This window comes from Rathayibacter tanaceti, from assembly GCF_009834165.1.
GTDB lineage: Bacteria > Actinomycetota > Actinomycetes > Actinomycetales > Microbacteriaceae > Rathayibacter > Rathayibacter tanaceti.
The window spans coordinates 1,809,574-1,835,291 of the sequence record NZ_CP047186.1 but is presented as its reverse complement, the minus strand read 5'-3'; the positions used below and the strand labels follow the sequence as shown (position 1 = coordinate 1,835,291).

The following is a 25,718-nucleotide window of genomic DNA, read 5'->3' as shown; positions in this document are numbered from 1 at the left end:
ACCCCACCACGCAAGCCCCGCGTTGCCCCTCCACCCGGTCGCGGCGAACCCCGCGCTGTCCCTCCCGGTCGCGGCGAAACTCGCGCGGCCCGTGCCGGTCGCGGCGAAGCTCGCGCCGCCACCCTTTACGAGGCGTCGCCGTCGATCCGCGTCCCAGCGGATCGCCGTCGCCGCCCCGCACCGGCCCTCCACACCGCAACCCTCCCGACGAGCGGACGCGCCTGCGCCGCGCGATGAGCGGCGCAGCCCGCGTTCCGGACGGTCTAGCGGGGCTATGCCCCGCTACACCGTCCGGAACGCGGCAACAGCATTGTGCCCCCCGAACCCGAACGAGTTGGAGAGGGCGACCAGCTCGCCGTCGCCGAGTGCGCGCGGGCTGGTGACCACGTCGAGGACGATCTGCGGGTCCTGCTCGGTGAGGTTGATAGTGGGGGGCGCCGTGCGCTCGTGGAGCGCGAGGACGGTGAAGATCGCCTCGAGCGCGCCGGTGCCTCCGAGGAGGTGGCCGGTGGCCGCCTTCGTGGCGGACACCGCGATGCGGGGGAGGTGGTCTCCGAAGACTCGGGCCAGGGCGCGGTACTCGGCGATGTCGCCGACCGGCGTGCTGGTCGCGTGGGCGTTGATGTGGGTGACGTCGGTGCGTGCTGCGCCGGCCTGCTCCAGAGCGTCGATCATCGCGCGCGCGGCGGCGGAGCCCTCGGGGTCCGGTGCGGTGATGTGGTAGGAGTCGCTGGTGACGGCGCCTCCTGCGAGCTCGGCGTAGATGCGGGCGCCGCGGGCGAGCGCGTGCTCCTCGGTCTCGAGGATGAGGGTGCCGGCGCCTTCGCCGAGGACGAACCCGTCGCGGGAGACGTCGTAGGGACGGGAGGCGGCGGCCGGCTCGTCGTTGCGACGTGAGAGGGCCTGCATCGAGGCGAAGGCGGCGATCGGCAGCGGGTGGACCACGGCCTCCGTGCCGCCGGCGATGACGACGTCGGCGAGGCCGAGCTGGAGGTGGTCGTAGGCGTTCGTGATGGCCTCGGTGCTCGAGGCGCAGGCCGACACGTCGGTGCGGGCGAACGCCCGCGAGGGGATGGCCATGCTGATCGCGGCGGCGGCGGCGTTCGGCATGAGCATCGGGATGGTCATGGGGAGCACGCGGCGGGGGCCGCGCTCCCGCAGTGTGTCCCAGGCGTCGAGGAGGGTCCAGAGTCCGCCGATGCCGGTGGAGTAGTCGACGCCCACGCGCAGCGGGTCGACCTCGGTGAGACCCGCGTCGGCCCAGGCCTCGCGTGCCGAGATCAGGGCGAACTGGCTGGAGGGGTCGAGGCGCTTCGCCTCGGGGCGGGCGAGGACATCCTCCGGGCGCACCCTGGCCTGGCCGGCGAAGGTGACGGGGAGGTCGTACTGGGCGACCCAGTCGTGTTCGAGGGAGCGGATGCCCGACTCGCCGGCGAGGAGGGCGTCCCAGGATTCCCGAGCGGTTCCGCCGAGGGGGCTGCTGGCACCGATTCCGGTGACGACGATCTTCTTGGACATGACGAGCTTCTCTGTTCCGTGACGGGTGGGGGACGGTCACACCCCGGCCGACGAGCGTCGGCCGGGGTGTCCGCCTCGAGGACGGGGGCGCTGGTGCCGACTAGGCGGACGCGTTGACGATGAAGGTGACCGCGTCGCCGACCGTCTTGAGGTTCTTGACCTCGTCGTCGGGGATCTTCACGTCGAACTTCTCCTCGGCGTTGACGACGATGGTCATCATCGAGATGGAGTCGATGTCGAGGTCGTCGGTGAACGACTTGTCCATCTCGACGGAGTCGGTCGCGATGCCCGTCTCGTCGTTGACAAGCTCGGCCAGGCCGGCGAGGACTTCTTCGGTGGACAGTGCCATGGTTCTCTCCTTGAGGGGTTTCTACTGGTGTTCGTCAGTGACCGTAGGTCAGTTTAGGGGTGGCTCCGCGAGCGTCAGGGGAGCACCACGACCTGCGCGCCGAACACGAGCCCGGCGCCGAAGCCGATCTGCAGGGCGAGTCCGCCGTGCAGTTCGGGGTGCTCGTCGAGCAGGCGGTGGGTGGCGAGGGGGATCGACGCCGCCGACGTGTTGCCGGTCGTCTCGATGTCGCGGCCGATCGCCACCGTCTCGGGCAGCTTGAGCTGCTTCGCGAGCTCGTCGATGATGCGCATGTTCGCCTGATGCGGGATGAACGCGGCGAGGTCCTCGGGACGGACCCCCGCCTCCGCCAGCGCCTTCGAGGCGACCTTGGCCATCTCCCAGACCGCCCAGCGGAAGACCGAGGGGCCGTCCTGGCGGAGCGTCGGCCACTCGGCGGTGCCGTCGCGGTAGGCCGCGAGCGGGTTGTCCATGCCGACGGTGTCCCACTTGGAGCCATCAGAGCCCCAGACAGTCTTGGAGATGCCGACGGTGTCGCTCGGGCCGACGACCGCTGCTCCCGCGCCGTCGCCCAGGAGGAAGGAGATGCTCCGATCGCTCGCCTTGACGAGGTCCGACAGCTTCTCGGCGCCGACGACGAGCACGTACTCGGCCAGGCCGGAGCGGATGAACGAGTCGGCCTGGGCGATGCCGTAGGTGTAGCCGGCGCAGGCGGCCGAGATGTCGTAGGCGGGCGCCGGGTTGGCTCCGATCCGGTCGGCGAGGAGCGCGGCCAGCGAGGGGGTCTGCACGGTGTTGCTGATGGTCGAGACCAGCACGACGCCGATCTGGTCGGGCCGGATACCGGCCTTCTCGATCGCTTCGAGCGAGGCCGTGGTCGCCAGGTCGACAGCGTGGATGTCTCCCGACGCTCGGCGGCGTTCGATGATGCCGGTGCGCTGGCGGATCCACTCGTCGGAGGAGTCGATCGGCCCGATCAGGTCGTCGTTCGGGACGACGAGGTCGCCGCGGGCGGCGCCGATGCCGAGGATCCTGGTGTAGGCGCTGCCGCTGGACTGGGTGAGGGTGGGGGATGTCATGGGGTCTCCTGCTAAGCGGCGTGCTCGTCGATGAAGGCGCGGGCGGCGTCGAGGTCGTCGGGGGTCTTGACGGCCAGGCTTGGCACGCCCTTGAGGCCCCGCTTGGCGAGGCCGACCAGAGCGCCGGCCGGCGCCAGTTCGAGCACGCCGGTGACGCCCGCCTCGGCGAACGCGGCCATGCAGAGGTCCCAGCGCACGGGGGAGGCGACCTGTCCGACGAGCAGCTTGAGGAACCCCGCGCCGGAGTCGATGACCGAGCCGTCCCGGTTCGTCCAGAGCCGCAGTGTCGGGTCGGCGGGGGACAGCTCGGCGGCGACGGCGGCGAGGGAGTCGCGCGCCGGCGCCATGTAGCGGGTGTGGAACGCGCCGGCCACCTGCAGGGGCACGACGCGCGTGCCGCGGACCGGCTCCTCCTTGAGCGCGTCGAGCGCCTCGACGTCGCCGGCGACCACGATCTGCCCGCCGCCGTTGTAGTTCGCGGGCTCGAGGCCGAGCTCGTCGAGCCGGGCGAGGAGCGCCTCCTCGTCGCCGCCGAGAACGGCGCTCATCCCGGTCGGAGTCGCGGCGGCGGCGGCTGCCATCGCCCGCGCCCGCTCGCGGACGAACACGAGCGCGTCGGCCTCCGACAGGACGCCGGCGCCCGCTGCCGCCGTGATCTCGCCGACGGAATGCCCGGCGATTCCGGCGACCCGCTCGCGGCGTCCGCCGTCGAGCACGGCCGCGAGGCTCACGAGGCCGGCCGAGACGATCAACGGCTGGGCGACGGCCGTGTCGCGGATGGTGTCCGCGTCCGACTCGGTGCCGTGCACGGCGAGGTCGATGCCGACCGCTTCCGAGTGCGCGGCGACCTGCTCGGCGACAGAAGGGACCTCGAGCCAGGGCGTGAGGAATCCGGGGGTCTGGGAGCCCTGACCTGGGGCGACGACGACGATCACGGTATCCAGTCTTCCGATCTGCGCTCGCGGGTGCGGCGCGTGGAGCCACTGACAAAGAACAAAGAGCTTGTCGCGGGTCTACAAGTGCGGGTCGTCACGGGTCAGCTGCGGGCGGGCCTGCGCCGAACGGCGCCGTCCGGGTCGCTCATCGAGCCGAGGATGAGAGCCGACTGGAGGATGAGCGCCTCACGGGCGCCCGTCGCGTCCCAGCCGATGACCTCGGCGACCCGCTTGAGCCGGTAGCGCACCGTGTTCGGGTGCACGAAGAGCTCGCGCGCCGTCGCCTCGAGCGAGCGGCCGTTGTCGAGGTAGGCCCACAGTGTGGTCAGCAGCTCGGTCGAATGCTTCTGCAGGGGGCGGTAGATCTGGGTGATGAGGCTCTGCCGCGCGAGCGGATCGCCGGCGAGGGCCCGCTCCGGGAGCAGATCGTCGGCACTCACCGGCCGCGGGGCGTTTCGCCAGGAGCGGGCGACCGCGAAGCCGGCGAGGGCCGCGCGGGCGCTGCGCGACGCCTCCACCAGGGTCGGCACCTCGTGGCCGAGCACGAGGTGACCCGTGCCGAATCCCGGCTCGAGCGCCTCCGCGATCTCGAGGAAGGCGACCGGCGGGCCGGTCTCCTCCGTCGCGTTCTCGCTCGGCTCGGCGCGACCGATCACCAGGACGAGCCGGCTGCCCTGCACGCCGATGAGCACGTCGGCGTCCATGTGCCGCGCTGTCCGGCGGAGCTGGTCGACATCGAGCATCTTGGGTGCTGTGCCGACGAGGACGGCGACCTCGCCGTGTCCGTGCCAGCCCAGCGCGGCGATCCGGCTGGGCAGCTCGTCGTCGGCCTCGCCGGTCAGGATGGAGTCGACGACCAGGGCCTCGAGGCGCGCGTCCCAGAGGCCGCGGGCCTCTGCCGCACGTGCGTAGACGTCGGCGGCGGCGAAGGCGATCTCGCGCGAGTAGAGCAGGATCGCCTCGCGGAGGTCCTCTCCGCCGTTCTTGATGCGGTCCTCGACCACCTCGACGGTGACCTTGATCAGTTGCAGCGTCTGCGTCAGCGACACCGAGCGCAGCAGCTCGCGCGGGGCCGCCCCGAAGACGTCGGCCGCGATCCACGGCGTCGCCGACGGGTCGTCGAACCACGAGATGAACGACGTGATGCCCGCCTGCGCGACCATGCCGACGGCCGAGCGACGGCCGGGAGGCATGCTCCCGTACCAGGGCAGCGTGTCTTCCAAGCGCTTGATGGTCTGGGTCGACAGTTCACCCGCCAGGGTGCGCAGCCACGCGAGGGTCTGCTCCTTCGTCCGAGGAGCGCCCGGCCTGGTGGCCGGACGCTCCTCGGCGGGAGCAGGACCCCGCGCATTCGACGACGCGGACTCCTGCGAGAGCGCGGATTTCTGCGAGAGCACAGACTCGTCCGTCAGCTTTCGCCGCCCGCGTTGCCGGTGGTGCCGGCGTTCACATCGTGCAGGCGGTACTTCTCGATCGCCTGGACGGAGAGCGAGGGGTCGACCTCGCCGCGCTTGGCGAGCAGCTGCAGCGTGCGCACGACGACCGACGGGCCGTCGATCTGGAAGTAGCGCCGGGCGGCCGCGCGGGTGTCCGAGAAGCCGAAGTCGTCCGCCCCGAGAGTCGCGAAGTCGCCGGGGATGAACTGCCGCAGCTGGTCGGGGACCTGGTGCGAGAAGTCGGACACGGCGACGAAGGGGCCCTTCGCGTCGGCCAGCTTCTGCGTCACGTACGGCACCTGCTCGGCGTCCTCGGGGTGGAGGAAGTTGTGCTGCTCCGCCGTGATGCCGTCGCGGCGCAACTCGTTCCACGAGGTGACCGACCAGACGTCGGCCGAGACCCCCCAGTCCTCCGCGAGGAGCTTCTGCGCCTCGATCGCCCACGGCACCGCGACTCCGGAGGCGAGGAGCTGCGCCTTCGGCCCGTCCCACTGGCCCCAGGAGATGCGGTGGATGCCGCGGACGATGCCCTCGACGTCGACGTCCTCCGGCTCCTTCGGCTGCACGATCGGCTCGTTGTAGACGGTGATGTAGTACATGACGTTCGGGTCGGAGTGCTTCCCGCCGTACATGCGCTCGAGTCCGGACTGGACGATGTGCGCGATCTCGTAGCCGTAGGCGGGGTCGTAGCTCACGACGGCCGGGTTGGTCGCCGCGAGGATCGGGGAGTGCCCGTCCGCGTGCTGCAGACCCTCGCCCGTGAGTGTGGTGCGTCCTGCGGTCGCGCCGATCATGAAGCCGCGCGACATCATGTCGCCCGCCGCCCAGATCGCGTCGCCCGTGCGCTGGAACCCGAACATCGAGTAGAAGACGTAGACCGGGATGAGCGGCTCGCCCTGCGTCGAGTACGAGGTGCCGATCGCCGTGAACGCCGCGAGTGCGCCCGCCTCGTTGATGCCGACGTGCAGGATCTGGCCCTGCGGGCTCTCCTTGTAGGCCAGCAGCAGCTCGCGGTCGACCGACGTGTAGTGCTGGCCGCGCGGGTTGTAGATCTTCGCGTTCGGGAAGAACGCGTCCATCCCGAAGGTGCGGGCCTCGTCGGGGATGATCGGGACGACGCGGTTGCCGAAGTCCTTCGAGCGCAGGATGTCCTTGAGGATGCGGACGAACGCCATCGTCGTGGCGATCTCCTGCGTGCCGGAACCCTTCTTGCCGACCGCGTACGCCGAGTCCTCCGGCAGGTTCAGCTGCGTGTACTTCGAGCGTCGCTCGGGGAGGTAGCCGCCCAGCGCACGACGGCGCTCCTGGAGGTACTCGATCGCCTCGTCGTTCTGACCGGGGTGGTAGTACGGCGGGAGGTAGGGGTTCTCCTCGAGCTGCGCATCCGTGATCGGGATGCGCATGGTGTCGCGGAAGCCCTTGAGGTTCTCCAGCGTCATCTTCTTCATCTGGTGGGTCGCGTTGCGGCCCTCGAAGCTGCGGCCGAGACCGTAGCCCTTGATGGTGTGGGCGAGGATGACGGTCGGCTGGCCCTTGTGCTCCGTCGCGGCCTTCATCGCCGCGTAGATCTTGCGGTAGTCGTGGCCGCCTCGGCGCAGACCCCAGACCTGCTCGTCGGTCATGTCCTCGACGAGCTTCTTCGCGCGCGGGTCGCGGCCGAAGAAGTTCTCGCGGACGTACGCGCCGTCCTCCGTCTTGTAGGTCTGGAAGTCGCCGTCGGGCGTCCTGTTCATCAGGTCGAGGAGCGCACCCTCGGTGTCGCGGGCGAGCAGGTCGTCCCACTCGCGGCCCCAGATGAGCTTGATGACGTTCCAGCCGGCACCGCGGAAGTACGACTCGAGCTCCTGCACGATCTTGCCGTTGCCGCGGACCGGTCCGTCCAGGCGCTGCAGATTGCAGTTGACGATGAAGTTGAGGTTGTCGAGTCCGTCGTTCGCGGCGACCTGGAGCTGACCGCGCGACTCGACCTCGTCCATCTCGCCGTCGCCGAGGAACGCCCAGACCTGCTGGTCGGAGGCGTCCTTGATGCCGCGGTTGGTGAGGTACTTGTTCGCCTGCGCCTGGTAGATCGCGTTGATCGGGCCGAGGCCCATCGACACGGTCGGGAACTGCCAGAACTCCGGCATGAGGCGCGGGTGCGGGTAGCTCGAGAGTCCGCCGCCGGCATGCGACTTCTCCTGGCGGAAGCCGTCGAGCTGGTGCTCGCTCAGGCGGCCCTCGAGGAACGCGCGTGCGTAGGGGCCGGGGGAGGCGTGGCCCTGGATGAAGACCTGGTCGCCGCCGCCCGGGTGGTCCTGGCCGCGGAAGAAGTGGTTGAAGCCGACCTCATAGAGCGAGGCGCTCGACGCGTAGGTCGAGATGTGGCCGCCGACTCCGATGCCGGGGCGCTGCGCGCGGTGCACCAGGATGGCTGCGTTCCAGCGGATCCACGCGCGGTAGCGGCGCTCGACGTCCTCGTCGCCCGGGAAATCGGGCTCGTTCTCGGGCGCGATGGTGTTGATGTAGTCCGTGGTGGGCACCATCGGAACGCCGAGGTGGAGCTCCTTGGAGCGCTTGAGAAGGCTGAGCATGACGTCGCGCCCGCGACCCCGGCCCCGCTCCTCGACGAGCGCATCGAGCGACTCGTTCCACTCCGACGTTTCCTCGGGGTCCGAGTCCACGTGACCGACGGAATACGGGTCCTGATCGTTAACAGTCACCCTCGACCTCTCTCTGGGGGCAGATCGTGCCCGAGACATCACTCTCATGAAGCGGTGCGGATCCGCGGAGACGAGGCTCGGATGACGAGCCGCGCGCGGGCACCCCCGTCAGCCTACCGATTCCCGCAGCCCGCGGACGGCATCGGACTGTGGTGATCCACGAGAGAACCACCGGAGCGTCTGTAGAAGACGTCCAGCGCGATCGCGCCGGGCGTCCCTCCATCGGGGGCTGCGGCCCGGCCCTTGGAGAACGGCGGGTGCGGGTCTAGCATTGCCCCTCGTGCTCGCGCGATTCTCGTGCGCACGGAAGGACATCGGACCGATGGCTCTCGAGAAGCTGACGCTGGCTCCCGACTTCGAACTCGCGAACCAGTACGGCGAGCGCATCCAGCTGGGCGACTTCTACGGGCGGCGCAACGTCGCCCTGGTGTTCTTCCCCCTCGCCTTCTCCGGCACCTGCACCGGCGAGTTCTGCGCGCTGCGTGAGAACCTCGCGCTGTTCGAGCACGCCGAGGTCGAGCTGATCGGGGTCTCGGTCGACTCCAAGCACACTCTGCGCGCGTGGGGCGAGAAGCAGGGGTACGACTTCACCCTGCTTTCCGACTTCTGGCCGCACGGCGACGTCGCGAAGCAGTACGGCGTGTTCATGGAGGAGAAGGGCTACGCGACCCGCGCGACCTTCCTCATCGACAAGGCCGGCGTGATCCGCGACACCTTCATGACCGCTCCGGGGGAGGCCCGTTCGATCGAGGCCTACCGCGCGGCGATCGACGCACTCGCTCCCGCGCACGTCTGAGGCCCGGCGGCTCGTCAGCTCAGGATGTTGACGGCCCGCGAGATGACGAGGGCGAGCAGGACGAAACCGGTGAACGCCTGCGCGATCATCAGCAGCTTCATCCGGCTCGACAGCGGCATGGTGTCGGTCGGGCTGAACGCCATGGTGTTCGTGGTCGAGACGGACAGGTAGTCGACGAAGCCGGGGCGCCAGTCGGCGCGCTCGGAGGAGGTCACCGCGACCTCGGCGACGGTGTCCCGGTAGGTGTCCTGCGGGAAGGCGAAGTCGGCGGCCGGCAGCTCGGTGCGGGGGAGCGTCCCGCGCGCGACCGGTCCGCCGCGGTCGAGCTCCCAGAAGAGCAGTGCGTAGGCGACCACGTTGGTCACCCAGACCTGGAGCGCCGTCAGCAGCAACGGCGGTCCGTCGGTGGCGCCGTCGACGAGATCGATCACCACCGCGACGACGTTGATCTGGTTCGCGACGGCGAGGACGACCGCCAGGGTGATCGAGACGCCTCGCGACCAGCGCGTCTCGGAGTCGAGCCGGTGCGGATTCACGACGAAGAGCGGGACCAGCAGCGCCAGGGTGATGCCGGCGGCGACAAGGCGCACGACCGAGGTCTCGGCACTGTGGCCGACCACGTTCAGTCCGACGGCCACGAGGATCGCGGCGGAGGCGGGCCAGCGGCTCTCGGAGCGCCGTCTCGCCCGGGAGTCGCTGCCGTCGGTCATGCGCTGAGGCTAGCGGTCCGCGTACCCGGCCCCGTGTGCTGTGGTTCGACGGTGGCCCGCCGAGACCTCGGCGGTGGGGCCTCTCGGCCGTCCGGCATCGGTTCGCGAGCGGCGGGCGCTGCCGTAGGATCGACGTGATCGTCCGCGGCTCGACCGCGCGACGGGGGCCTTTAGCTCAGTTGGTAGAGCGCCACGTTTACACCGTGGATGTCATCGGTTCGAGCCCGGTAGGGCCCACCCTGCTCGTGCTCACCCCTGCATGTCATCGAGGTGCGCTTGTGCTCAGCGCGATTGGCGGCGTTTGTACGGCTTCGGCTGGCCCTTGACTATCGGAGCGCGTCCGGTTCCCTTCGAGGCCTTGGCCTTGCCGCCCGACTTCGGGGCGGCCTCCGACTCGTCGCCCAGCGCTGCGAGCTCCTCGCGGGCGGAGGCGAGGCGCTGGCGGCCCGCGGCGGTGAGCGTCGTGGCGGCGGCGCCGGGTTCGAAGAGGGGCTTGCCGAGGTCGAGTTCGACGGCGGCGACGGAGGAGTCGAGCTTGCGCCGTGAGATGCCGAGTTTCTCGGCGGCGCGCACGAAGTGCAGCTCCTCGGCGACCGCCACGAAGTGGCGTAGCTGGCTGATCTTCATCCCGAACCCTTCACGGCCGCTCCGTGCGGCACGACCACGGTACGCGGTCCGAGCGGAGGCAGGGACGGTGCTCTCCCTCCGTTCGGGTCAGAACCAGAGGTCGATCGTGAAGTCGAACTCGTCGCCGGCCTGCTGCTGGAGCTCTTTGAGGAGGCGGAAGCCCTCTCGTTGGAACCAGCGCCGTTTCTCTTCCGAGCCGAAGAGACTGGTGTCGAGATCGGCGTTCTCCTGGAAGAACCTCGCCCAGTCGCGCAGGCGCTTCTTCAGCTCCGGGGTGATCTTCGAGTCCCAGTCGACGATCGGTCCTGGTCCGATGTAGTCGTTGAGCGGCCACTTCTGCCCCCAGTCGACCGAGAGCCGCAGCGTCCGCTTGGCCGGGGTCCTGCGCTCAGTCATTGAAGCCCGCGCAGTCAGGAACGGTGGTCGGGTAGGACGTGATCACCTTGTGGTTGTTGGCAGAGACGATGATCGTCGGGTTATAGACGCCAGCGAGGGTCCCGTCGCTTCGATGGAGCTCCACCGAGGTCGAGTAGCAGAGCTTGTCGTCGCCTTCCGACTCGGGATCATCGGCGGTGATCGACCGGTCGGTCATGAACATCATCAGGTCGTCCCAGTTTCCGCCGCCGCCGACGCTGTCGACCAGTGCCTGCCAATCGGCCTGGTGGCGGTCTCGGATGTGGTTGTAGCCGCTGACCCAGAAATCGTCGTCGTCCTTGTCACCGCAGAACATGTCGATGTGTCCGGCGCTGACGTCCCAGGATTGGACGCTCACGTCGCCAAGGCCCCCGTTGCAGAGGCCAATGGTGACTGGGTCGAGCTGTGAGGCCGTCAGCGGATCGGTGTGGACGGGGTCGGCATTCGACGCCGGCGCCGCCGCGAGGGCGCCGATCAGGACGGCGGCCGCCGCGATCACGCGGGCGGCGGTGAACTGCGAGATGACCATGTCGTGTTCCTCCTCGAATCATGGGACAGGCGCCCCGGATCGAGCGTGGCGCATCGACGACTGCCGTTCCAGAGCCGTCCGCTCGGCGTCCTCTGAGAGAGGAGTCAGCCGTTTCGCGCCAGGCGCAGGCGCGCCCGTTGCCGGGCGGGGACGGTGGCCCTACCCTCGCGCCCGTGGCTGGACCCGAAGCCGGCCGCGGAGAGAGGCCGATGTGGGCATGCTCATCTACAGCGGAATCGCATCGCTGGACGGCTGCGTGAACGACGACTCCGGCGGATTCGCGTGGGCGGAGCCGCGGCCGGAGGTTCACCGCTTCATCACCGAGCGCGAGGCGCGGGTGCGAACGTACCTCTACGGGCGGCGCATGTACGAGACGATGCGCGCCTGGGAGCAGACGTGGGCCCTCGCCGAGGAGTTTGCGTTCATCCGCGACTTCCAGGAGATGTGGCGGGTCGCGGACAAGGTCGTCTACTCCACCACCCTTAAGGCGGTGGGCACCCGGCGCACCCGGCTGGAGGCGGAGTTCGATCCGGTGGTGGTCGCAGCGACGGTCCGGGCTGCAGAGCATGACGTGTCGATTGGTGGGCCGACCCTTGCCCGGCACGCGCTGCTCGCCGGGATCGTGGATGAGGTGCAGGTGTACACGGTCCCGGTCGCCGTGGGCGGAGGGACGCCCTTCCTTCCGCGCGGGTTACACGCGCGGCTCGACCTGCGCGAAGAGCACCGCTTCTCGGACGGCACCGTGTACACGCGCTACGGCGTGCGCCGCTGAGCCTCTACTCGGCGCCGACCAGCGCGGCGATCCGCGAGGCCAGGCGGGCACCCTGCGCGCGTCCGGCGCGAGCGGACGCGGCACGGACGGCGGGGTCCAGCGAGTTCGGTCCGAACGCGGTGACCGACTCCTCGTCGGCGTAGAGGACCTCGACGCGGGAGTCGGCGAGGGCGTCGAGCTCGGCGGTGGGGATCAGGCCCACGCCGGGTTCGCCGACGCCGGGGAGCGGCGTGACGATCAGGATCCAATCGGCTCCCGCGGCGAGGTCGGCGTTGCTGCCGGAGCGCACGCCGCCGTCCATGTAGCGGACACCGTCGATGCTGACGGGGGGCCACACTCCAGGGACAGCGCAACTCGCCGAGATCGCGTCGACCAGGTCGACGCCGCTCGCGCGGTCGAAGACGCGCAGCTCGCCGGTGGCCGTGTCGACGGCGGTGATCAGGAGGCGCTGCTCGGGCCAGTCGGCGTCGCCGACGCGCGCAGAGATCACCGCGCGGCGGGTCTCCTCGGGGAGGGTCGCCGCCTCGAGGGCGAGGGTGCCGATGCGCCGACGGGCGTCCTGGGGCGAGGTGGCGCCCTCCACGGCGGCGGCGAAGAGGGCCTGGAGCCGCTCACCGTCGACATCGGCGCCGATCTCGGCCGACTCCTCTTGGAGCTGCGCCTCGTACGCCTCGTCGAGCCCAGCGCCGGTGCTCAGCTGCGCGGCGACCGCCGATCCGGCCGAGGTGCCGACGAAGGTGGTCGACGGGTCGAGCAGGAGGCGGGCCGTCGCGGGGGAGGCGTCGGCGAGCCCGCGGAGAACGCCGAGCTCCCAGGCGATTCCGGCGAGGCCGCCGCCGGCGAGGACGAGTGCACCAGGCATCAAGGAGGTCCTTTCGATCAGGATCAGGAGGGCCGGGCGCTGCTAAGCGCCGCAGTGTCCACGCTGACACAGCGTCGTGAACGTCGTCTGCGAGAGCGTGCAGACACTCGAAGGAGCGGCGTCGTCAACGCTCCGGACGAACTCGCCGAGGACGAGCCGCCCGGGCCCGTGGAGAAGCTTCTGCTCAGCCCCGCGCAGCCGCCAGGGCGTCCGCGGCGAGCCGCACCGACGCATCGCGTTCGTTCAGCCAGAGCGGGACCGAGCGGGCACGCAGGCCGGCCGCGGCCAGGGCGGGCACCGCCTCCGCGTCCTCTTCGCCGACCAGCCAGGCGTCGAGCAGCCCGTCCTCGCTCCGGGTGCCGTAGTGCCTGCCGACTGCCTCGGCGGAGGTCTCGACGCCGATCGCGGCGAGGCATGCGTCGGCCATGCCGCGCACCACGGCACCGCCGATCACGGGGGACACTCCGACGACGGGAGCGGCCGTGCTGCGCACCGCGTCCGCGATGCCGGGGACGCCGAGGATTGTGCCGATCGAGACGACCGGGTTGGAGGGGGCGATCAGCACGGCATCGGTGTCGGTGATCGCCTCCAGCACGCCGGGAGCGGGCCGGGCGCTCTCGACGCCCTTCTGCACGAAGCGGCGAGCGGGAGCGGAGGCGCGCAGGCGCACCCACCACTCCTCGAAGTGCAGCAGCCGGACGCCCTCGCCGGGGAACTCGACCTCGACGTGCGTCTCGACGTCCTGATCCGACATCGGGATGAGGCGGACGCCGAGCGGCCAGCGGGCGGTGATGCGCACGGTCGCCTCCGAGAGGGTCAGGCCGTCCCGGAGCATCGAGCTGCGCGCGATGTGGGTGGCGAGGTCGAGGTCGCCGAGAGTGAACCACGGCCAGCCGACCCCGAACGCGGTGAGCTCCGCCGAGACCCGTTCGCTCTCGCCGGCCCTGCCCCAGCCGCGCTCCGCGTCATTCACTCCGCCGAGCGCATAGGTGAGGGAATCGAGGTCCGGGCACACCTTGAGGCCGCTGAGCCACATGTCGTCGCCGGTGTTGACGACGACCGTGATCTCGCTTGCCTCGCCTCCAGCGGCCTCGAGATCGCGGAGGTGCTCGCGGACGGCGGAGGTGAAGCGGGCGCCGCCGACGCCCCCGGCCAGGATGGTGATGCGCATCCGCTCACGCTAGCGGGGCGGGTCAGTCGTTGGAGAGGGCGGCTCCCTCGTCCAGGGGGAGGACGGAGCGATCAGCCTCTGCCGCGCAGGATCCGCGGGGCTCGGAGGCCTTAATCCTGCGGATCCACGCTGGAAACACCCGGGAAACGTCGAAGGTCGACGATGAGGGCCTGTCCGCGGAGTCGGCCGGGCCGTCGTTGCCTTCGGGCTCGGCGGGGACCACAGTGGGTCCACGCCCCCCGGCTCCGCCGCCCCGCGGAGCACGACCTGAGCCGGACGGGGACGCCCGAGCATGGAGGTACCGATGACCATCGTCCGCGCAGCGATCACCCAGACCACCTGGACCGGCGACAAGGAGTCGATGCTCGACAAGCACGAGGGGTTCGCACGGGAGGCCGCCGCCCAGGGCGCGCAGATCGTCTGCTTCCAGGAGCTCTTCTACGGTCCGTACTTCGGGATCACCGAGGACAAGAAGTACTACCGCTACGCCGAACCGGCCGACGGCCCGATCGTGCAGCGCTTCGCCGCCCTGGCGAAGGAGCTCGACCTGGTGATGATCCTCCCGATCTACGAGGAGGACATCACAGGCGTGTACTACAACACCGCCGTCGTGGTGGACGCGGACGGAACGATCCTCGGCAAGTACCGCAAGCACCACATCCCGCACCTCGACCGTTTCTGGGAGAAGTTCTACTTCCGCCCCGGGAACCTCGGCTACCCGGTCTTCGACACAGCGGTGGGCAAGGTCGGCGTCTACATCTGCTACGACCGGCACTTCCCCGAGGGCTGGCGAGAGCTCGGCCTGAACGGCGCCCATCTCGTCTTCAATCCCAACGCCACCAAGCCGGGCCTGTCGAACCGGCTGTGGGAGGTGGAGGGCCCGGCCGCCGCGGTGGCGAACGGCTACTTCGTGCTCCAGCCCAACCGGGTCGGCCTCGAGGACAACGAGTACGGCGAGCTCGCCGTCGACTTCTACGGCACGAGCCAGGTGATCGATCCGCGCGGGAACTTCGTCGGCGAGCGCGGCTCGGGCGAGAGCGAAGAGGTCCTGATCCGCGACCTCGACCTGGACATGGTGCAGCAGATGCGCGACGACTGGCAGTTCTACCGCGACCGCCGCCCGGAGTCGTACACCAGCATCCCGAAGCCGTGACTGCAGGACGAGACGAGGAGCACCGATGAAGACCCTCATCACCGGCGGAACGGTCGTCAACGCGACCGGCACCGGATCCGCCGACGTCCTGATCGACGGAGAGACGATCGCCGCGGTCCTCGCGCCCGGCTCGACCCTCCTGGGCTTCGATCTCGCGGCGAACGTCGACCGCGTGATCGACGCGACCGGGAAGTACGTGATCCCGGGCGGTATCGACGCCCACACGCACATGGAGATGCCGTTCGGCGGTACCTTCGCCTCGGACACCTTCGAGACCGGCACCCGGGCTGCGGCCTGGGGAGGCACCACCTCGATCGTCGACTTCGTGGTGCAGTACCCGGGTGAGAGCGTCCTCGACCGCTATCAGGCCTGGCAGGAGAAGGCGGCGGGGAACTGCGCGATCGACTACGGCTTCCACCAGATCCTGTCCGACGTGCAGGACTCGTCGCTCGTCGCGATGGACGAGCTGATGCGCGAAGGGGTGACCAGCTTCAAGCTGTTCATGGCCTACAAGGGCGTGTTCCTCTCGGACGACGGGCAGATCCTGCGGGCGTTCCAGAAGGGCGCCGAGAACGGCGCGATGATGATGATGCACGCGGAGAACGGCGCCCTCATCGACGAGCTGGTGAAGCAGACCCTCGCCGCGGGGAACACCTCTCCCTTCTTCCACGGCACCTCGCGACCGTGGCAGGCGGAGGAGGAGGCGACGCACCGCGCGATCATGATCGCCGACCTCACCGGCGCGCCGCTGTACGTGGTGCACGTCTCGGCGAAGCAAGCGGTGGAGCAGATCGCACAGGCCCGTGATCGCGGGATGAACGTGTTCGGCGAGACCTGCCCGCAGTACCTCTACCTCTCGCTCGAAGAGCAGCTCGGCGCCTCCAGCGAGGAGTGGGGCGGCTTCGAGGGCGCGAAGTGGGTGTGCTCCACTCCGCTGCGGTCGAAGGCGGAGGGGCACCAGCACCACATGTGGCAGTCGCTGCGCACGAACGACATCCAGATGGTCTCGACGGATCACTGCCCCTTCTGCATGAAGGACCAGAAGGACATGGGCCTCGGCGACTTCTCGAAGATCCCGAACGGGATCGGCTCCGTCGAGCACCGGATGGACCTGATGTACCAGGGCGTCGTGTCGGGGCAGATCAGCCTGCCGCGCTGGGTCGAGCTCACCTCGACCACGCCCGCGCGCATGTTCGGGATGTACGGGAAGAAGGGCGTGATCCAGCCCGGCGCCGATGGCGACATCGTCGTGTACGACCCGCACGGACACACCTCGATCGGCCTCGGCGAGGGGCGGACGCACCACATGAACATGGATTACTCGGCGTGGGAGGGGTTCGAGATCGACGGGCACGTCGACACCGTGATCTCGCGCGGGAAGGTCGTCGTCGAGGACGGCCACTACGTCGGAACCACGGGCGACGGGAAGTACATCACGCGCGGCTTGTCTCAATACTTGATCTGAGTTCGGAGCATCGCTCCGAGCTCCGATCAAGAAAGGCGGCAGCCCCGACGACCTCCGTCGTCGGAACCACGGAAGACCACTCAGTGTGACAGCGACCCTCAATGGGTCGCATCGACCTCACTGAGCACTCGCACCATCGCTCGATCAGAAGGAACCCCATGGACTTCGGAGTCGTCCTCCAGACCAACCCGCCCGCCTCGCGCACGGTCGCCCTCGCCGTCCTGGCCGAGACCTACGGCTTCGACTACGCGTGGACCTTCGACTCGCACCTGCTGTGGCAGGAGCCGTACGTCATCTACTCGCAGATCCTCGAGAAGACCCACCGGATCACCGTCGGGCCGATGGTGACGAACCCGGCCACCCGGGACTGGACGGTCATCGCCTCGCTGCACGCGACGCTCAACGAGATGTACGGCAACCGCACCGTGTGCGGGATCGGTCGTGGCGACTCCGCCGTGCGCGTGACGGGCGGTGCCCCGACCACGCTCACGACCCTGCGGGAGTCGATCCACGTCATCCGCGAGCTCGCGAACAGCCGCTCGGTCGAGTACAACGGCTCGACCCTGCAGTTTCCGTGGAGCCGCGGCTCGTCGCTCGAGATGTGGGTGGCGGCGTACGGTCCGCTCGCGCTGAAGCTGGCCGGCGAGGTCGGTGACGGCTTCATCCTCCAGCTGGCCGATCTCGACATTGCGCGCTGGATGATCGACACGGTCAAGCAGGCGGCGGCGAACGTCGGCCGCGATCCGGAGTCGCTGCAGTTCTGCGTCGCGGCGCCGATGTACATCGGCACCGATCGCGAGCACATGATCGACCAGTGCCGCTGGTTCGGTGGGATGGTCGGCAACCACGTCGCCGACATCGTCGGCCGCTACGGCACCTCCGGCGCGGTCCCGCAGGCCCTGACCGACTACATCGCCGGCCGCGAGGGCTACGACTACAACGAGCACGGCCGGGCGGGCAACAGCCACACGGCCTTCGTGCCCGACGAGATCGTCGAGCGCTTCTGCGTGCTCGGCACGGCCGACGAGCATGTCGAGAAGCTGAAGGCGCTCGCCGAGATCGGTGTGACGCAGTTCGCCGGCTACCTCCAGCACGACAACAAGGAGGAGACGCTCCGGGTGTACGGCGAGGCCGTCATCCCGGCGCTGAGCCAGCACATCGTGGCGAAGGCATGACCTCGCGGGTCGCGACGCGCAGCGTGCTCCTCGGCGCGGCCGGTCTCCTCCTGCTCGCGCTGCTCTGGGAGGTGTACAAGATGCTCGGCCCCGAGACCGGGGTGGTCGTCGGCGGAGTCACGGTGCTGCCGCGCACGAGCGCCATCGCGATGCCGCACCTGTGGGAGATCGCGGGGCGGCTCGTCGAGCCGGTCACCGGCGCCCGCGGGGCTCCCGCGCTCTGGCTCGCCGTGGTGCAGGCGAGCGCCTTCTCGCTGGGCATCGCGGCAGTCGGTTGGGTCGTCGGAGTGGTGGTCGGCCTGCTGCTGGCGCTCCTGATGCAGCGGTTCCGGACGGCGGAGTCGGCGGTCCTCCCGTGGATCGTGCTCAGCCAGACAGTGCCACTGATCGCCATCGCCCCGCTCGTGCGCCGCTGGGGCTCGCAGCTCGAGCTCGGAGCGTTCAGCTGGGAGAACTGGATGTCGGTGGCGCTGATCGCCTCGTACCTCGCGTTCTTCCCGGTCTCGATCGGGGCCCTGCGCGGTCTCGGATCGCCGTCGGCGAGCCAGATCGAGCTGATGCGGGTCTACGGCGTCGGCTGGTGGAAGACGCTGCTGCGCCTGCGGCTGCCGGCCAGTGTGCCGTACCTGATCCCGGCGCTGCGGCTCGGTGCGGTCAGCGCCGTCGTCGGCACGGTCGTCGCCGAGGTCTCGATCGGCCTGCGCGGCGGCATCGGCCGCATGATCATCGAGTTCGCCTCCGCTGCAGGCGGCGATCCCGCGAAGCCCTGGGCTCCGATCCTCGGCGCAGTGCTGGTGGGCCTCGCCGCCGCCGGAGCTGTCGCCCTGATCGGCACCGTCCTCCGTCCGTTCCGTCGAGGGGAGCAGCCCGCATGAGCGCGGACGCCCGTATGAGCAGCACAGCACCCGCGAGCACCACAGCACCCGCAGCCGCAAGGGAGGCGGCGGTCGTCGTCGACACCGTCACCAAGACGTTCGCCACGAAGAAGGCCGTCGGCGTCACCGCCCTGCAGGACGTGTCGCTCGAGATCGCATCGGGCGAGTTCGTTTCGCTGATCGGCCCGTCCGGCTGCGGCAAGTCCACGCTCCTGCGCCTGATCGCCGACCTCGACGAGCCGAGCTCCGGAGCCATCACGGTGTTCGGCACGACCGCCCGGCAGGCACGGCTCAACCAGGAGTACGGGATCGCGTTCCAGCAGGCGGGTCTGCTGCCCTGGCGCACCATCCGGGCGAACATCGCGCTGCCGCTCGAGCTGCACGGAGTCGCCACGGCGGCCCGACGCGCCCGCGTCGACGAGCTGCTCACGCTGGTCGGGCTCGGCGACTTCGCCGACTCGTACCCCGATCAGCTGTCGGGCGGGATGCAGCAGCGCGTCGCCATCGCGCGGGCGCTCGCCGAGAGCCCGCGCCTGCTGCTGATGGACGAGCCCTTCGGGGCACTGGACGAGATGACGCGCGAGCGGATGCAGACCGAGCTGCTGCGCATCCGCCGCGAGACCGGCGCCGCCGTCGTGTTCGTGACGCACTCGATCCCGGAGGCGGTGTTCCTCTCTGACCGCGTCGTCGTGATGTCGCCGCGACCGGGCCGGATCAGGGACGTGCTCGACATCGCCCTGCCTGACTCCTCGGAGCGCGACGCCGACGTCCGCGAGGACACCGCGTTCTTCCGCGACGTCGGAGCCGTGCGCGAGCTGCTGCACGGCGACGCGGCCGCCGTGCCGCGCGGGGTGGAGAACAGGTGAGCACCCCGGCGCTCGCGCGGACCATCCTCGCGCCGCTCCTGCTCGGGCTCGCGGCGGTCCTGCTCTGGCAGGTCGGCGTCACCGCGCTCGACGTGAAGCCGTTCGTGCTGCCGTCTCCGGTCGCGATCGGGACCGAGTTCGGCGCGAACCTCGCCTCCGTCGCGTCGGGGAGTGTCGTGACGGGGCGGAACGCGCTCGTCGGCCTCGTCGCGGGCGCGGTGCTCGCGGTGCTCGTCGCGGGACTCTCGGCGCTGGTCCGCGTCTTCGACGGGCTGGTCGCTCCGATCGTGGCGGCCGCGGCCGTCGTGCCGATCGTGGCGCTGGCTCCGGTGCTCTACACGATGTTCGGCGCGAACGTCGAGACGGCCCGCCAGCTCGTGGCCGCTCTCGCGGTCTTCGTGCCGGTCTACCTCAACACGCTGCGCGGCCTGCGCCAGGCCCTCCCGGTGCACCGCGATCTGATGCGCGCCTACGCGGCCTCGCCGTGGCAGACCGCGCGGACGATCACGCTGCCCGGCGCGGTGCCGTTCTTCTTCACGGGGCTCCGCATCGCCTCCTCCCTCGCCGTGATCTCGGCTCTCGTCGCCGAGTACTTCGGCGGGCCGGTGGGCGGGCTGGGCAAGTCGATCACCACGGCGGCCTCGGGCAGCGACTACGCGCTCGCCTACGCCTACGTGCTCGGCGCCGTGCTCGTCGGCCTCCTCTTCTACTGCGTCACCGCGGCCCTCGAGGCACTCGCGCTCCGACGCAGTCGCGCGCGCTGATCCGTCGGCTGCGACTCCCTCTCTTCTCCCCGCACCGCCGCTCCACTGCACCACCCGCTCCACTGCACCGCCGCTCCACAGCGCCGCCCGTTCCCGGGCACGTCCTGCACCACACCGCACCAGGAGGAACAGTGAACAGACGCACACGCATCGCGATGACCACGACGGCAGGCTTCGCCGTCGTCGGCCTCGCCCTCACCGGCTGCAGTGCATCCGGCGATTCCGAGGGCTCCGGCTCTTCGGGAGACCTCACCCCCGTGACCCTGCAGCTGCAATGGGTCGCCCAGGCCCAGTTCGCCGGCTACTACGCCGCCGTCGACCAGGGCTACTACGAGGACGAGGGCCTCGACGTGACCATCGCCGAGGGAGGCGGCGACATCGTGCCGCAGGACGTCCTCGCCTCCGGAGACGCGGACTACGCCATCTCGTGGGTGCCCAAGGTGCTCGGCTCGATCGAGCAGGGCGCGAACATCACCGACGTCGCCCAGATCTTCGAGCGCAGCGCGACCACGCAGATCTCGTTCAAGGACAAGGGCATCACGTCTCCCACTGACTTGTCCGGCAAGACGGTCGGCAGCTGGGGCTACGGCAACGAGTGGGAGCTGTTCGCCGGCATGCAGAAAGACGGAGTCGCGCTCGACGACATCTCGCTCGTCCAGCAGCAGTTCGACATGAACGGCTTCCTCGCGGGCGACATCGATGCAGCGCAGGCGATGACCTACAACGAGTACGCGCAGGTGCTCGAGACGGTGGACCCGGACACGGGGGAGCTGTACCAGCCCGACGACCTGAACGTCATCAACTGGAACGACGTCGGAACCGCGATGCTCCAGGACGCGATCTGGGCCGACGCCGACAAGCTCGAGAGCGACGACGCCTACGCAGACCAGACCGTCGCCTTCATCACGGCGTCGATCAAGGGCTGGATCTACGCCAAGGACAACCCGGAGGAGGCGGCCGACATCGTGACGGCGGCCGGGTCGACCCTCGGCACCAGCCACCAGCTCTGGATGACCAACGAGGTCAACAAGCTGATCTGGCCCTCGACGGGCGGCGTCGGCATGATCGACGAGGCTGCCTGGCAGCAGACGGTCGACATCGCCAAGGAGACCACGAACGAGACCGGCGCGACCATCATCAGCGAGGATCCGCCCGCCACGGCCTACTCGAACGAGTATGTCGAGAAGGCGCTCGCGGAGCTGGCCGACGAGGGCGTGGACACGAGCGGAGCGGACTATGTGCCGATCGACGTGACCCTGCAGGAGGGTGGCGCCTGAGTCACCTCCGCTCCCCGGCCCTCCCGCCGCAGGGCGGGCCGGGGGAGTAGGCTGGACCCTTGTGACTACTTTCAAGAAGACGCCGTTCACCGTGAACGTGCGCGACCTCCTGGGCCGCCCGGGCGAGATGCGCGAGCACCGTCTCGACCTCGACGCGCCGGAGCAGTTCGGCGAGGGGATCGTCGCGGTGCGCAAGGCCGCGGCACTCGACCTCGACATCCGTCTGGAGTCGGTCCACGAGGGCATCCTCGCCTCGGTCGGGATCTCGGCCGAGGCCGTCGGCGAGTGCAGCCGCTGCCTGACCGACATCTCCCTGCCTGTCGATGTCGAGTTCCAGGAACTTTTCGCGTACTCTTCTGACGAAGCTTTCGACTATGAGGTTCACGACGACCACGTGGATCTTGAACCTCTGGTCAGGGATGCGGTGGTTCTGTCGCTGCCGTTCCAGCCGGTCTGCCGGCCGGATTGTCCGGGTCTCGACCCCGTCACGGGGGAGCGGCTGGCCGAATCCTCCGTGCCCAAGCCCGAGGCGCCGCGCGACCCCCGGTGGGCCGCGCTCGCAGGGCTGGGCGACGCGGGGACCGGTGGGGCCGCAGCGCCCGGAGCTTCCGCAGACAGCGAGTCGTAGACACCACGTCGACAGACAGCGGCGCGGGCGAGAGTGCCCGCACCGAATCCAACCAGAGGTAGAGAAGAGAGAATCATGGCTGTTCCCAAGAGGAAGAAGTCCCGCGCGAACACCCACGCCCGCCGCTCGCAGTGGAAGGCCACGGCTCCCGCCCTGGTCAAGACCATCGAGCCCAACGGCAAGGTCGTCTACAGCCTCCCCCACCGCGCCAAGGTCGTCGAGGACGCCGCGGGCACCGCGCTGTTCCTCGAGTACAAGGGCCGCAAGGTCGCCGACGTCTGATTCGGCGTCGCACCGCTCGTCGGTGCGTGTCGTGCGGTCCATGGTGAACCAGATCTCCGCAACACCCTCCAGCGACGGCCGGTCGCGTCTGGAGGCCACGCTCGGCGTGAGCCTCGACGGCGAGCTCTTCGAGCTCGCCCTGACGCACCGGTCGTTCGCTTTCGAGAACGGCGGACTCCCGCACAACGAGCGCCTCGAGTTCCTCGGCGACTCGATCCTCGGGCAGGCCGTCACGGTGATGCTCTACACCGAGTACCCGGCGCTCTCCGAGGGCGACCTGGCGAAGCGGCGCGCGAGCCTCGTCTCGACGGTGGCCCTCGCCGAGATCGCCCGCGGCATCGGGCTCGGCGAGCACGTGCGACTCGGTCGCGGCGAAGAGCTGACGGGCGGGCGTGACAAGGCGTCCATCCTCGCCGACACCGTCGAGGCCATCATCGGAGCCGTGTACCTCGGCACGGGGCCCGACGAGGCCCGCGACCTCGTGCTGCGCCTGATCGCGCCGCTGCGGGCAGATCCGCTGCGCTTCGGCGTCTCGATGGACCCGAAGACGAGCCTGCAGGAGGCGGCGGCCGAGCGTGGCGCGCCGGCTCCGCGCTACGAGATCGCGGCCACGGGGCCCGACCACAACAAGGTGTTCGTCGCCACCGTCATCGTCGGCGGGCTCGTCACCGCCCGCGGCGAGGGCACCAGCAAGAAGGCGGCCGAGATGGCCGCTGCGCTCGATGCGTGGACGCGCCTCGCCGAGACCGCGCCCGGCGAGCCCGTCCGCGCCTCCGCTGAGGGCTAAGAGTGCCCGAGCTCCCCGAGGTCGAGGTCGTCCGCGCGGGCCTCGCCCCGGCCGTCACCGGGTCGATCGTGACCGGCGTCGATATCGTCGACGAGCGCTCGCTGAAGCGGCATGTGCATCCGCACCCGTTCGAGCGCCTCCTGGTCGGGCGGCGTCTGCGGGGCGCGGTGCGGCGCGGCAAGTTCCTCTGGCTGCCCGCGGGCGATGACGAGGCTCTGCTCGTGCACCTCGGGATGAGCGGGCAGGTGCTGCTCCGCGCGGCCGATGCGCCGCTCGGCCGGCTGACGCGCATCCGGATCGCGATCGAGAACCCGGATCACGGCGAGCTCGCCCTGCACTTCGTCGACCAGCGCATCTTCGGCTCGATGGCGGTCGACGCGCTCCTGCCCACGAGCGACGGCGCGCCCGGTGGATTCGCGGGTGACGACGCCTCCGCTGGCGAGTGGCTGCGCACGGTGCCGTCGCAGGTCGCGCACATCGCCCGCGATCCGCTGGACCCGTTCTTCGATCTCTCGGCCGTGGTCGCGGTGCTGGGGAGGCGGAACAGCGGCATCAAGCGCGCACTGCTCGACCAGACGCTGGTCAGCGGCATCGGCAACATCTACGCCGACGAGTCGCTGTGGGCCGCCGAGCTGCACCCGGAGCGGCCGAGCTCGTCGCTCGGGGAGGCGCGGATCCGCCGCCTGTTCGCCGAGGTGCGTTCGGTACTCGAGCGAGCGCTGGCCGAGGGCGGGACGAGCTTCGACGCGCAGTACGTCAACGTGAACGGGGCGTCGGGGTACTTCTCGCACAGCCTGAACGCGTACGGGCAGGCCGGGAGGCCGTGTCCGCGGTGCGGTGAGGTGATCGTGCGGGTGCCGTTCATGAACCGGTCGTCGCACTTCTGCCCTCGGTGCCAGCGGGTGCGGTAGCGGGCGACCACCCGTATTCTTGGCACACTCCCGCGCGGCGTCTACCTGCGTTCGTGGGTCGTCCACGGATCGATGATCGCGACGTGCAGTGGATCGAAATCCTTGACGTTCCGGGTGACGACGGTCAGACCGTGTACGGAAGCCGTGGCAGCGATCATCGCGTCACGCTCCGGACGAGGATCGGGAACATGCAGCTGTGCTGCCCGCCGAGCCACGGCGAGATCGAGGGGGAGGATGCGCCCCGCGAACACCGTGAGCACGACGTCGTTCAGCCAGGCCCGGAGGCGAGCTGCCTGAAGAGAGTCGCGACGGCCGAGTCGGCCTATCCCGATCTCGATCTCCATGATCGTCAGGACTGAGAGGTGAAGGTCCGACGGCGCTCGGGACGCGATCCATGCGCGCACTCCGGGATCAGCGCGATGCTCCGGCTTGCGAAGCTCGCTCACCACGTTCGTATCGAGCAGATAGCTCACAGCTCAGGGATTCTCAGACCTGGCTCGATCAGCTCGAAGTCGATGTCGATGTCATCGGCCATGCTCAGGCGTCCGACGAGATCCGCTCCGTTCTCGCCCAGCCGTCGGTAGTCCTTGATCGACAAGAGGACGAAGGCGGGTTCGCCGCGATCGGTGATCACTACCGGCCCATGGTCGGCCTCGCGCTTGGCCGCACTCACATCGCGATTGAACTCGCGTGCACTGATGGTCGTCATGACGAACTCCTCTCGTAGGTACGTACCTACCTTAGCTCGCGCTGCAGCCTGACGATGGAAACGGTTTCCACTGGGCGGTGAGAGGGCAGTGGCTCGACGAGAACTGATTCGTGCGGTGGCACAGGGAACCGACTGTGCCGCTCACGCGGCGGAGGCTTCTTCGGACTGGGCGTGCCTGGTGTGCGCCACGAGGTGGCCGAAGAGGGACGCGATCAGGGTGAGCGCGGCGGCGATCGCGAGGCCGAGCCAGAGGCCGACGGTCAAGGCGAGGGCGCCGACTCCGGCCCCGGCTCCGATGAGGATGACCGCGGTGAGGCGGCGGAACCACGGCTGGCCCTTGCCGCCGCCGAGGCGAGAATCGGCGGCGAGGCCGGTGATGGTCGAGGTGACGACCACGGTGGTGACGTCCTTGACCGCGATGTGGCGGGCTGTCGCGGCCTGAAGTCCCATCGCGAGCCCGAGGACGCCGGTCACCGTGAGGGCGAGCGGCTCGGGGTGCTCGGGGACGACGCCCAGCACGATCGCGAGGACGGACATGACGAGGCCGACGACGGTGAAGAGCCAGGTGGAGCGGGTCGTCCAGCCGGCCTTGATCGGGCGCAGGACGCGGCCGCCGATCGCGGCTCCCAGCATGAAGCCGGCGAGGGCGATGACCGGGCCGACGACGGGCAGGTCGTCCGCCCCCGCGAGCGCCATGCCCAGGATGACGACGTTGCCGGTCATGTTGCCCGTGAAGACGCGGTCGAGCCCGAGGTAGCCGACGGCGTCGATGATGCCGGTCGAGAAGGTCAGGGCGAGCATGAGCCCGAGGTGGACGTTGTCGGGGCGCGAGCGCAGTCGTGTGAACACGGCAGTCCTGTCGTCGGAGGGGGGACATACGCGAGATGCCACTTCGGTACGCGTGCGTCGGCGTGTCGCGTACTCACGTG

28 protein-coding genes and 1 tRNA gene are annotated in these 25,718 nt (G+C 69.8%); 14 read left to right on the top strand and 15 right to left on the bottom strand.

The genetic code is table 11. The features are described 5' to 3' along the window. Positions 1–282: 282 nt before the first annotated feature. The 6 genes from GSU10_RS08645 to aceE all read right to left on the bottom strand — a co-directional run bounded on the left by GSU10_RS08645 (position 283) and on the right by aceE (position 8,016). Positions 283–1,518 carry a beta-ketoacyl-[acyl-carrier-protein] synthase family protein gene (locus tag GSU10_RS08645; RefSeq protein WP_068213433.1) on the bottom strand — a complete coding sequence of 412 codons (1,236 nt, stop codon included), beginning with the start codon at positions 1,516–1,518 and terminating at the stop codon, positions 283–285. Between the two features lie 100 nt (positions 1,519–1,618). Further along, entirely contained in the window at positions 1,619–1,867 is a 249-nt protein-coding gene (locus tag GSU10_RS08640) for an acyl carrier protein (protein WP_068213431.1), read from the bottom strand. Between the two features lie 74 nt (positions 1,868–1,941). Further along, positions 1,942–2,946, bottom strand: a complete 1,005-nt coding sequence (locus GSU10_RS08635; protein ID WP_068213428.1) for a beta-ketoacyl-ACP synthase III — start codon at positions 2,944–2,946, stop codon at positions 1,942–1,944. Between the two features lie 11 nt (positions 2,947–2,957). Next, positions 2,958–3,881 (bottom strand): ACP S-malonyltransferase, encoded by a 924-nt coding sequence (locus GSU10_RS08630; RefSeq protein WP_132504213.1) that lies wholly within the window; start codon positions 3,879–3,881, stop codon positions 2,958–2,960. Positions 3,882–3,982: 101 nt separating this feature from the next. Next, on the bottom strand, positions 3,983–5,149 hold the full coding sequence (locus GSU10_RS08625) for a PucR family transcriptional regulator (RefSeq protein ID WP_068210022.1): 1,167 nt from the start codon (positions 5,147–5,149) through the stop codon (positions 3,983–3,985). Between the two features lie 140 nt (positions 5,150–5,289). Continuing rightward, on the bottom strand, positions 5,290–8,016 hold the full coding sequence (aceE, locus tag GSU10_RS08620; RefSeq protein WP_068210009.1) for a pyruvate dehydrogenase (acetyl-transferring), homodimeric type: 2,727 nt from the start codon (positions 8,014–8,016) through the stop codon (positions 5,290–5,292). 322 nt (positions 8,017–8,338) lie between these two features. On the opposite strand from aceE, the gene GSU10_RS08615 reads away from it, so the two are divergent. Beyond that, a complete protein-coding gene (locus GSU10_RS08615; RefSeq protein WP_068210019.1) occupies positions 8,339–8,812 on the top strand; it encodes a peroxiredoxin in 474 nt (157 codons plus the stop codon). 14 nt (positions 8,813–8,826) lie between these two features. Here GSU10_RS08615 and GSU10_RS08610 read toward each other — a convergent pair whose 3' ends face one another. Next, positions 8,827–9,522, bottom strand: a complete 696-nt coding sequence (locus GSU10_RS08610) for a hypothetical protein (protein ID WP_132504215.1) — start codon at positions 9,520–9,522, stop codon at positions 8,827–8,829. A 164-nt stretch (positions 9,523–9,686) separates the two neighbouring features. On the opposite strand from GSU10_RS08610, the gene GSU10_RS08605 reads away from it, so the two are divergent. Beyond that, positions 9,687–9,759 (top strand) — tRNA-Val (locus GSU10_RS08605). 45 nt (positions 9,760–9,804) lie between these two features. Here GSU10_RS08605 and GSU10_RS08600 read toward each other — a convergent pair. The 3 genes from GSU10_RS08600 to GSU10_RS08590 form a co-directional block, all read right to left on the bottom strand. Continuing rightward, positions 9,805–10,149: a LysR family transcriptional regulator gene (locus GSU10_RS08600; RefSeq protein ID WP_068210006.1), complete on the bottom strand. Its 345-nt coding sequence runs from the start codon at positions 10,147–10,149 to the stop codon at positions 9,805–9,807. 87 nt (positions 10,150–10,236) lie between these two features. Continuing rightward, positions 10,237–10,545: a hypothetical protein gene (locus GSU10_RS08595; RefSeq protein WP_068210003.1), complete on the bottom strand. Its 309-nt coding sequence runs from the start codon at positions 10,543–10,545 to the stop codon at positions 10,237–10,239. Further along, entirely contained in the window at positions 10,538–11,092 is a 555-nt protein-coding gene (locus GSU10_RS08590; RefSeq protein WP_068210000.1) for a hypothetical protein, read from the bottom strand. The genes GSU10_RS08595 and GSU10_RS08590 overlap by 8 nt, the downstream gene beginning before the upstream one ends. 217 nt (positions 11,093–11,309) lie before the next feature. Here GSU10_RS08590 and GSU10_RS08585 point away from each other — a divergent pair, with 217 nt between their 5' ends. Next, positions 11,310–11,864 carry a dihydrofolate reductase family protein gene (locus GSU10_RS08585; protein ID WP_330220136.1) on the top strand — a complete coding sequence of 185 codons (555 nt, stop codon included), beginning with the start codon at positions 11,310–11,312 and terminating at the stop codon, positions 11,862–11,864. A 4-nt stretch (positions 11,865–11,868) separates the two neighbouring features. Here GSU10_RS08585 and GSU10_RS08580 read toward each other — a convergent pair whose 3' ends face one another. Both GSU10_RS08580 and cofD read right to left on the bottom strand, forming a co-directional pair. Beyond that, positions 11,869–12,726: a patatin-like phospholipase family protein gene (locus GSU10_RS08580; RefSeq protein WP_068209995.1), complete on the bottom strand. Its 858-nt coding sequence runs from the start codon at positions 12,724–12,726 to the stop codon at positions 11,869–11,871. A gap of 184 nt (positions 12,727–12,910) precedes the next feature. Beyond that, the gene (cofD, locus tag GSU10_RS08575; RefSeq protein WP_068209992.1) at positions 12,911–13,897 is read right to left on the bottom strand and encodes a 2-phospho-L-lactate transferase; all 987 of its coding nucleotides are present in this window, start codon (positions 13,895–13,897) and stop codon (positions 12,911–12,913) included. A 304-nt stretch (positions 13,898–14,201) separates the two neighbouring features. Here cofD and GSU10_RS08570 point away from each other — a divergent pair, with 304 nt between their 5' ends. From GSU10_RS08570 to mutM, 11 genes are all read left to right on the top strand, one after another. Further along, on the top strand, positions 14,202–15,050 hold the full coding sequence (locus GSU10_RS08570; RefSeq protein WP_132504217.1) for a nitrilase-related carbon-nitrogen hydrolase: 849 nt from the start codon (positions 14,202–14,204) through the stop codon (positions 15,048–15,050). Between the two features lie 25 nt (positions 15,051–15,075). Then, on the top strand, positions 15,076–16,515 hold the full coding sequence (gene hydA, locus GSU10_RS08565; protein WP_132504219.1) for a dihydropyrimidinase: 1,440 nt from the start codon (positions 15,076–15,078) through the stop codon (positions 16,513–16,515). Positions 16,516–16,673: 158 nt separating this feature from the next. Beyond that, positions 16,674–17,690, top strand: coding sequence for a TIGR03842 family LLM class F420-dependent oxidoreductase (locus GSU10_RS08560; RefSeq protein ID WP_068209989.1), 1,017 nt, complete (start codon positions 16,674–16,676; stop codon positions 17,688–17,690). Next, entirely contained in the window at positions 17,687–18,565 is an 879-nt protein-coding gene (locus GSU10_RS08555; RefSeq protein ID WP_068209986.1) for an ABC transporter permease, read from the top strand. Before GSU10_RS08560 ends, GSU10_RS08555 begins: the two co-directional genes overlap by 4 nt. Before the next feature lie 14 nt (positions 18,566–18,579). Next, positions 18,580–19,431: an ABC transporter ATP-binding protein gene (locus GSU10_RS08550; RefSeq protein ID WP_082845068.1), complete on the top strand. Its 852-nt coding sequence runs from the start codon at positions 18,580–18,582 to the stop codon at positions 19,429–19,431. Then, on the top strand, positions 19,428–20,195 hold the full coding sequence (locus GSU10_RS08545; protein ID WP_068209981.1) for an ABC transporter permease: 768 nt from the start codon (positions 19,428–19,430) through the stop codon (positions 20,193–20,195). Before GSU10_RS08550 ends, GSU10_RS08545 begins: the two co-directional genes overlap by 4 nt. Before the next feature lie 131 nt (positions 20,196–20,326). After that, complete coding sequence (locus GSU10_RS08540; protein ID WP_422395418.1) at positions 20,327–21,472, top strand: ABC transporter substrate-binding protein; 1,146 nt, start codon at positions 20,327–20,329, stop codon at positions 21,470–21,472. A gap of 127 nt (positions 21,473–21,599) precedes the next feature. Then, positions 21,600–22,100, top strand: coding sequence for a YceD family protein (locus tag GSU10_RS08535; RefSeq protein ID WP_068210016.1), 501 nt, complete (start codon positions 21,600–21,602; stop codon positions 22,098–22,100). A 75-nt stretch (positions 22,101–22,175) separates the two neighbouring features. Beyond that, positions 22,176–22,382 (top strand): 50S ribosomal protein L32, encoded by a 207-nt coding sequence (rpmF, locus tag GSU10_RS08530; RefSeq protein WP_068209979.1) that lies wholly within the window; start codon positions 22,176–22,178, stop codon positions 22,380–22,382. Between the two features lie 40 nt (positions 22,383–22,422). After that, on the top strand, positions 22,423–23,169 hold the full coding sequence (rnc, locus tag GSU10_RS08525; protein ID WP_068210013.1) for a ribonuclease III: 747 nt from the start codon (positions 22,423–22,425) through the stop codon (positions 23,167–23,169). A gap of 2 nt (positions 23,170–23,171) precedes the next feature. Continuing rightward, positions 23,172–24,080: a bifunctional DNA-formamidopyrimidine glycosylase/DNA-(apurinic or apyrimidinic site) lyase gene (gene mutM / locus GSU10_RS08520; RefSeq protein ID WP_068209977.1), complete on the top strand. Its 909-nt coding sequence runs from the start codon at positions 23,172–23,174 to the stop codon at positions 24,078–24,080. A gap of 41 nt (positions 24,081–24,121) precedes the next feature. Here the strand turns inward: mutM and GSU10_RS08515 are convergent, their stop codons facing one another. The 3 genes from GSU10_RS08515 to GSU10_RS08505 all read right to left on the bottom strand — a co-directional run bounded on the left by GSU10_RS08515 (position 24,122) and on the right by GSU10_RS08505 (position 25,638). After that, positions 24,122–24,526, bottom strand: a complete 405-nt coding sequence (locus tag GSU10_RS08515) for a type II toxin-antitoxin system VapC family toxin (RefSeq protein WP_236713578.1) — start codon at positions 24,524–24,526, stop codon at positions 24,122–24,124. Positions 24,527–24,549: 23 nt separating this feature from the next. Continuing rightward, positions 24,550–24,789, bottom strand: coding sequence for a type II toxin-antitoxin system Phd/YefM family antitoxin (locus GSU10_RS08510; protein WP_068209971.1), 240 nt, complete (start codon positions 24,787–24,789; stop codon positions 24,550–24,552). A gap of 141 nt (positions 24,790–24,930) precedes the next feature. Next, positions 24,931–25,638 (bottom strand): YoaK family protein, encoded by a 708-nt coding sequence (locus tag GSU10_RS08505; RefSeq protein ID WP_236713575.1) that lies wholly within the window; start codon positions 25,636–25,638, stop codon positions 24,931–24,933. Positions 25,639–25,718: the final 80 nt, after the last annotated feature.

Bases quoted from the DNA above. Each gene is read 5' to 3' on its own strand.
- GSU10_RS08645 (WP_068213433.1), bottom strand. From the start codon at position 1,518: ATGTCCAAGAAGATCGTCGTCACCGGAATCGGTGCCAGCAGCCCCCTC.
- GSU10_RS08640 (WP_068213431.1), bottom strand. From the start codon at position 1,867: ATGGCACTGTCCACCGAAGAAGTCCTCGCCGGCCTGGCCGAGCTTGTC.
- GSU10_RS08635 (WP_068213428.1), bottom strand. From the start codon at position 2,946: ATGACATCCCCCACCCTCACCCAGTCCAGCGGCAGCGCCTACACCAGG.
- GSU10_RS08615 (WP_068210019.1), top strand. From the start codon at position 8,339: ATGGCTCTCGAGAAGCTGACGCTGGCTCCCGACTTCGAACTCGCGAAC.
- GSU10_RS08610 (WP_132504215.1), bottom strand. From the start codon at position 9,522: ATGACCGACGGCAGCGACTCCCGGGCGAGACGGCGCTCCGAGAGCCGC.
- GSU10_RS08600 (WP_068210006.1), bottom strand. From the start codon at position 10,149: ATGAAGATCAGCCAGCTACGCCACTTCGTGGCGGTCGCCGAGGAGCTG.
- GSU10_RS08595 (WP_068210003.1), bottom strand. From the start codon at position 10,545: ATGACTGAGCGCAGGACCCCGGCCAAGCGGACGCTGCGGCTCTCGGTC.
- GSU10_RS08590 (WP_068210000.1), bottom strand. From the start codon at position 11,092: ATGGTCATCTCGCAGTTCACCGCCGCCCGCGTGATCGCGGCGGCCGCC.
- GSU10_RS08585 (WP_330220136.1), top strand. From the start codon at position 11,310: ATGCTCATCTACAGCGGAATCGCATCGCTGGACGGCTGCGTGAACGAC.
- GSU10_RS08580 (WP_068209995.1), bottom strand. From the start codon at position 12,726: ATGCCTGGTGCACTCGTCCTCGCCGGCGGCGGCCTCGCCGGAATCGCC.
- cofD (WP_068209992.1), bottom strand. From the start codon at position 13,897: ATGCGCATCACCATCCTGGCCGGGGGCGTCGGCGGCGCCCGCTTCACC.
- GSU10_RS08570 (WP_132504217.1), top strand. From the start codon at position 14,202: ATGACCATCGTCCGCGCAGCGATCACCCAGACCACCTGGACCGGCGAC.
- hydA (WP_132504219.1), top strand. From the start codon at position 15,076: ATGAAGACCCTCATCACCGGCGGAACGGTCGTCAACGCGACCGGCACC.
- GSU10_RS08560 (WP_068209989.1), top strand. From the start codon at position 16,674: ATGGACTTCGGAGTCGTCCTCCAGACCAACCCGCCCGCCTCGCGCACG.
- GSU10_RS08555 (WP_068209986.1), top strand. From the start codon at position 17,687: ATGACCTCGCGGGTCGCGACGCGCAGCGTGCTCCTCGGCGCGGCCGGT.
- GSU10_RS08550 (WP_082845068.1), top strand. From the start codon at position 18,580: ATGAGCAGCACAGCACCCGCGAGCACCACAGCACCCGCAGCCGCAAGG.
- GSU10_RS08535 (WP_068210016.1), top strand. From the start codon at position 21,600: ATGCGCGAGCACCGTCTCGACCTCGACGCGCCGGAGCAGTTCGGCGAG.
- rpmF (WP_068209979.1), top strand. From the start codon at position 22,176: ATGGCTGTTCCCAAGAGGAAGAAGTCCCGCGCGAACACCCACGCCCGC.
- rnc (WP_068210013.1), top strand. From the start codon at position 22,423: ATGGTGAACCAGATCTCCGCAACACCCTCCAGCGACGGCCGGTCGCGT.
- GSU10_RS08510 (WP_068209971.1), bottom strand. From the start codon at position 24,789: ATGACGACCATCAGTGCACGCGAGTTCAATCGCGATGTGAGTGCGGCC.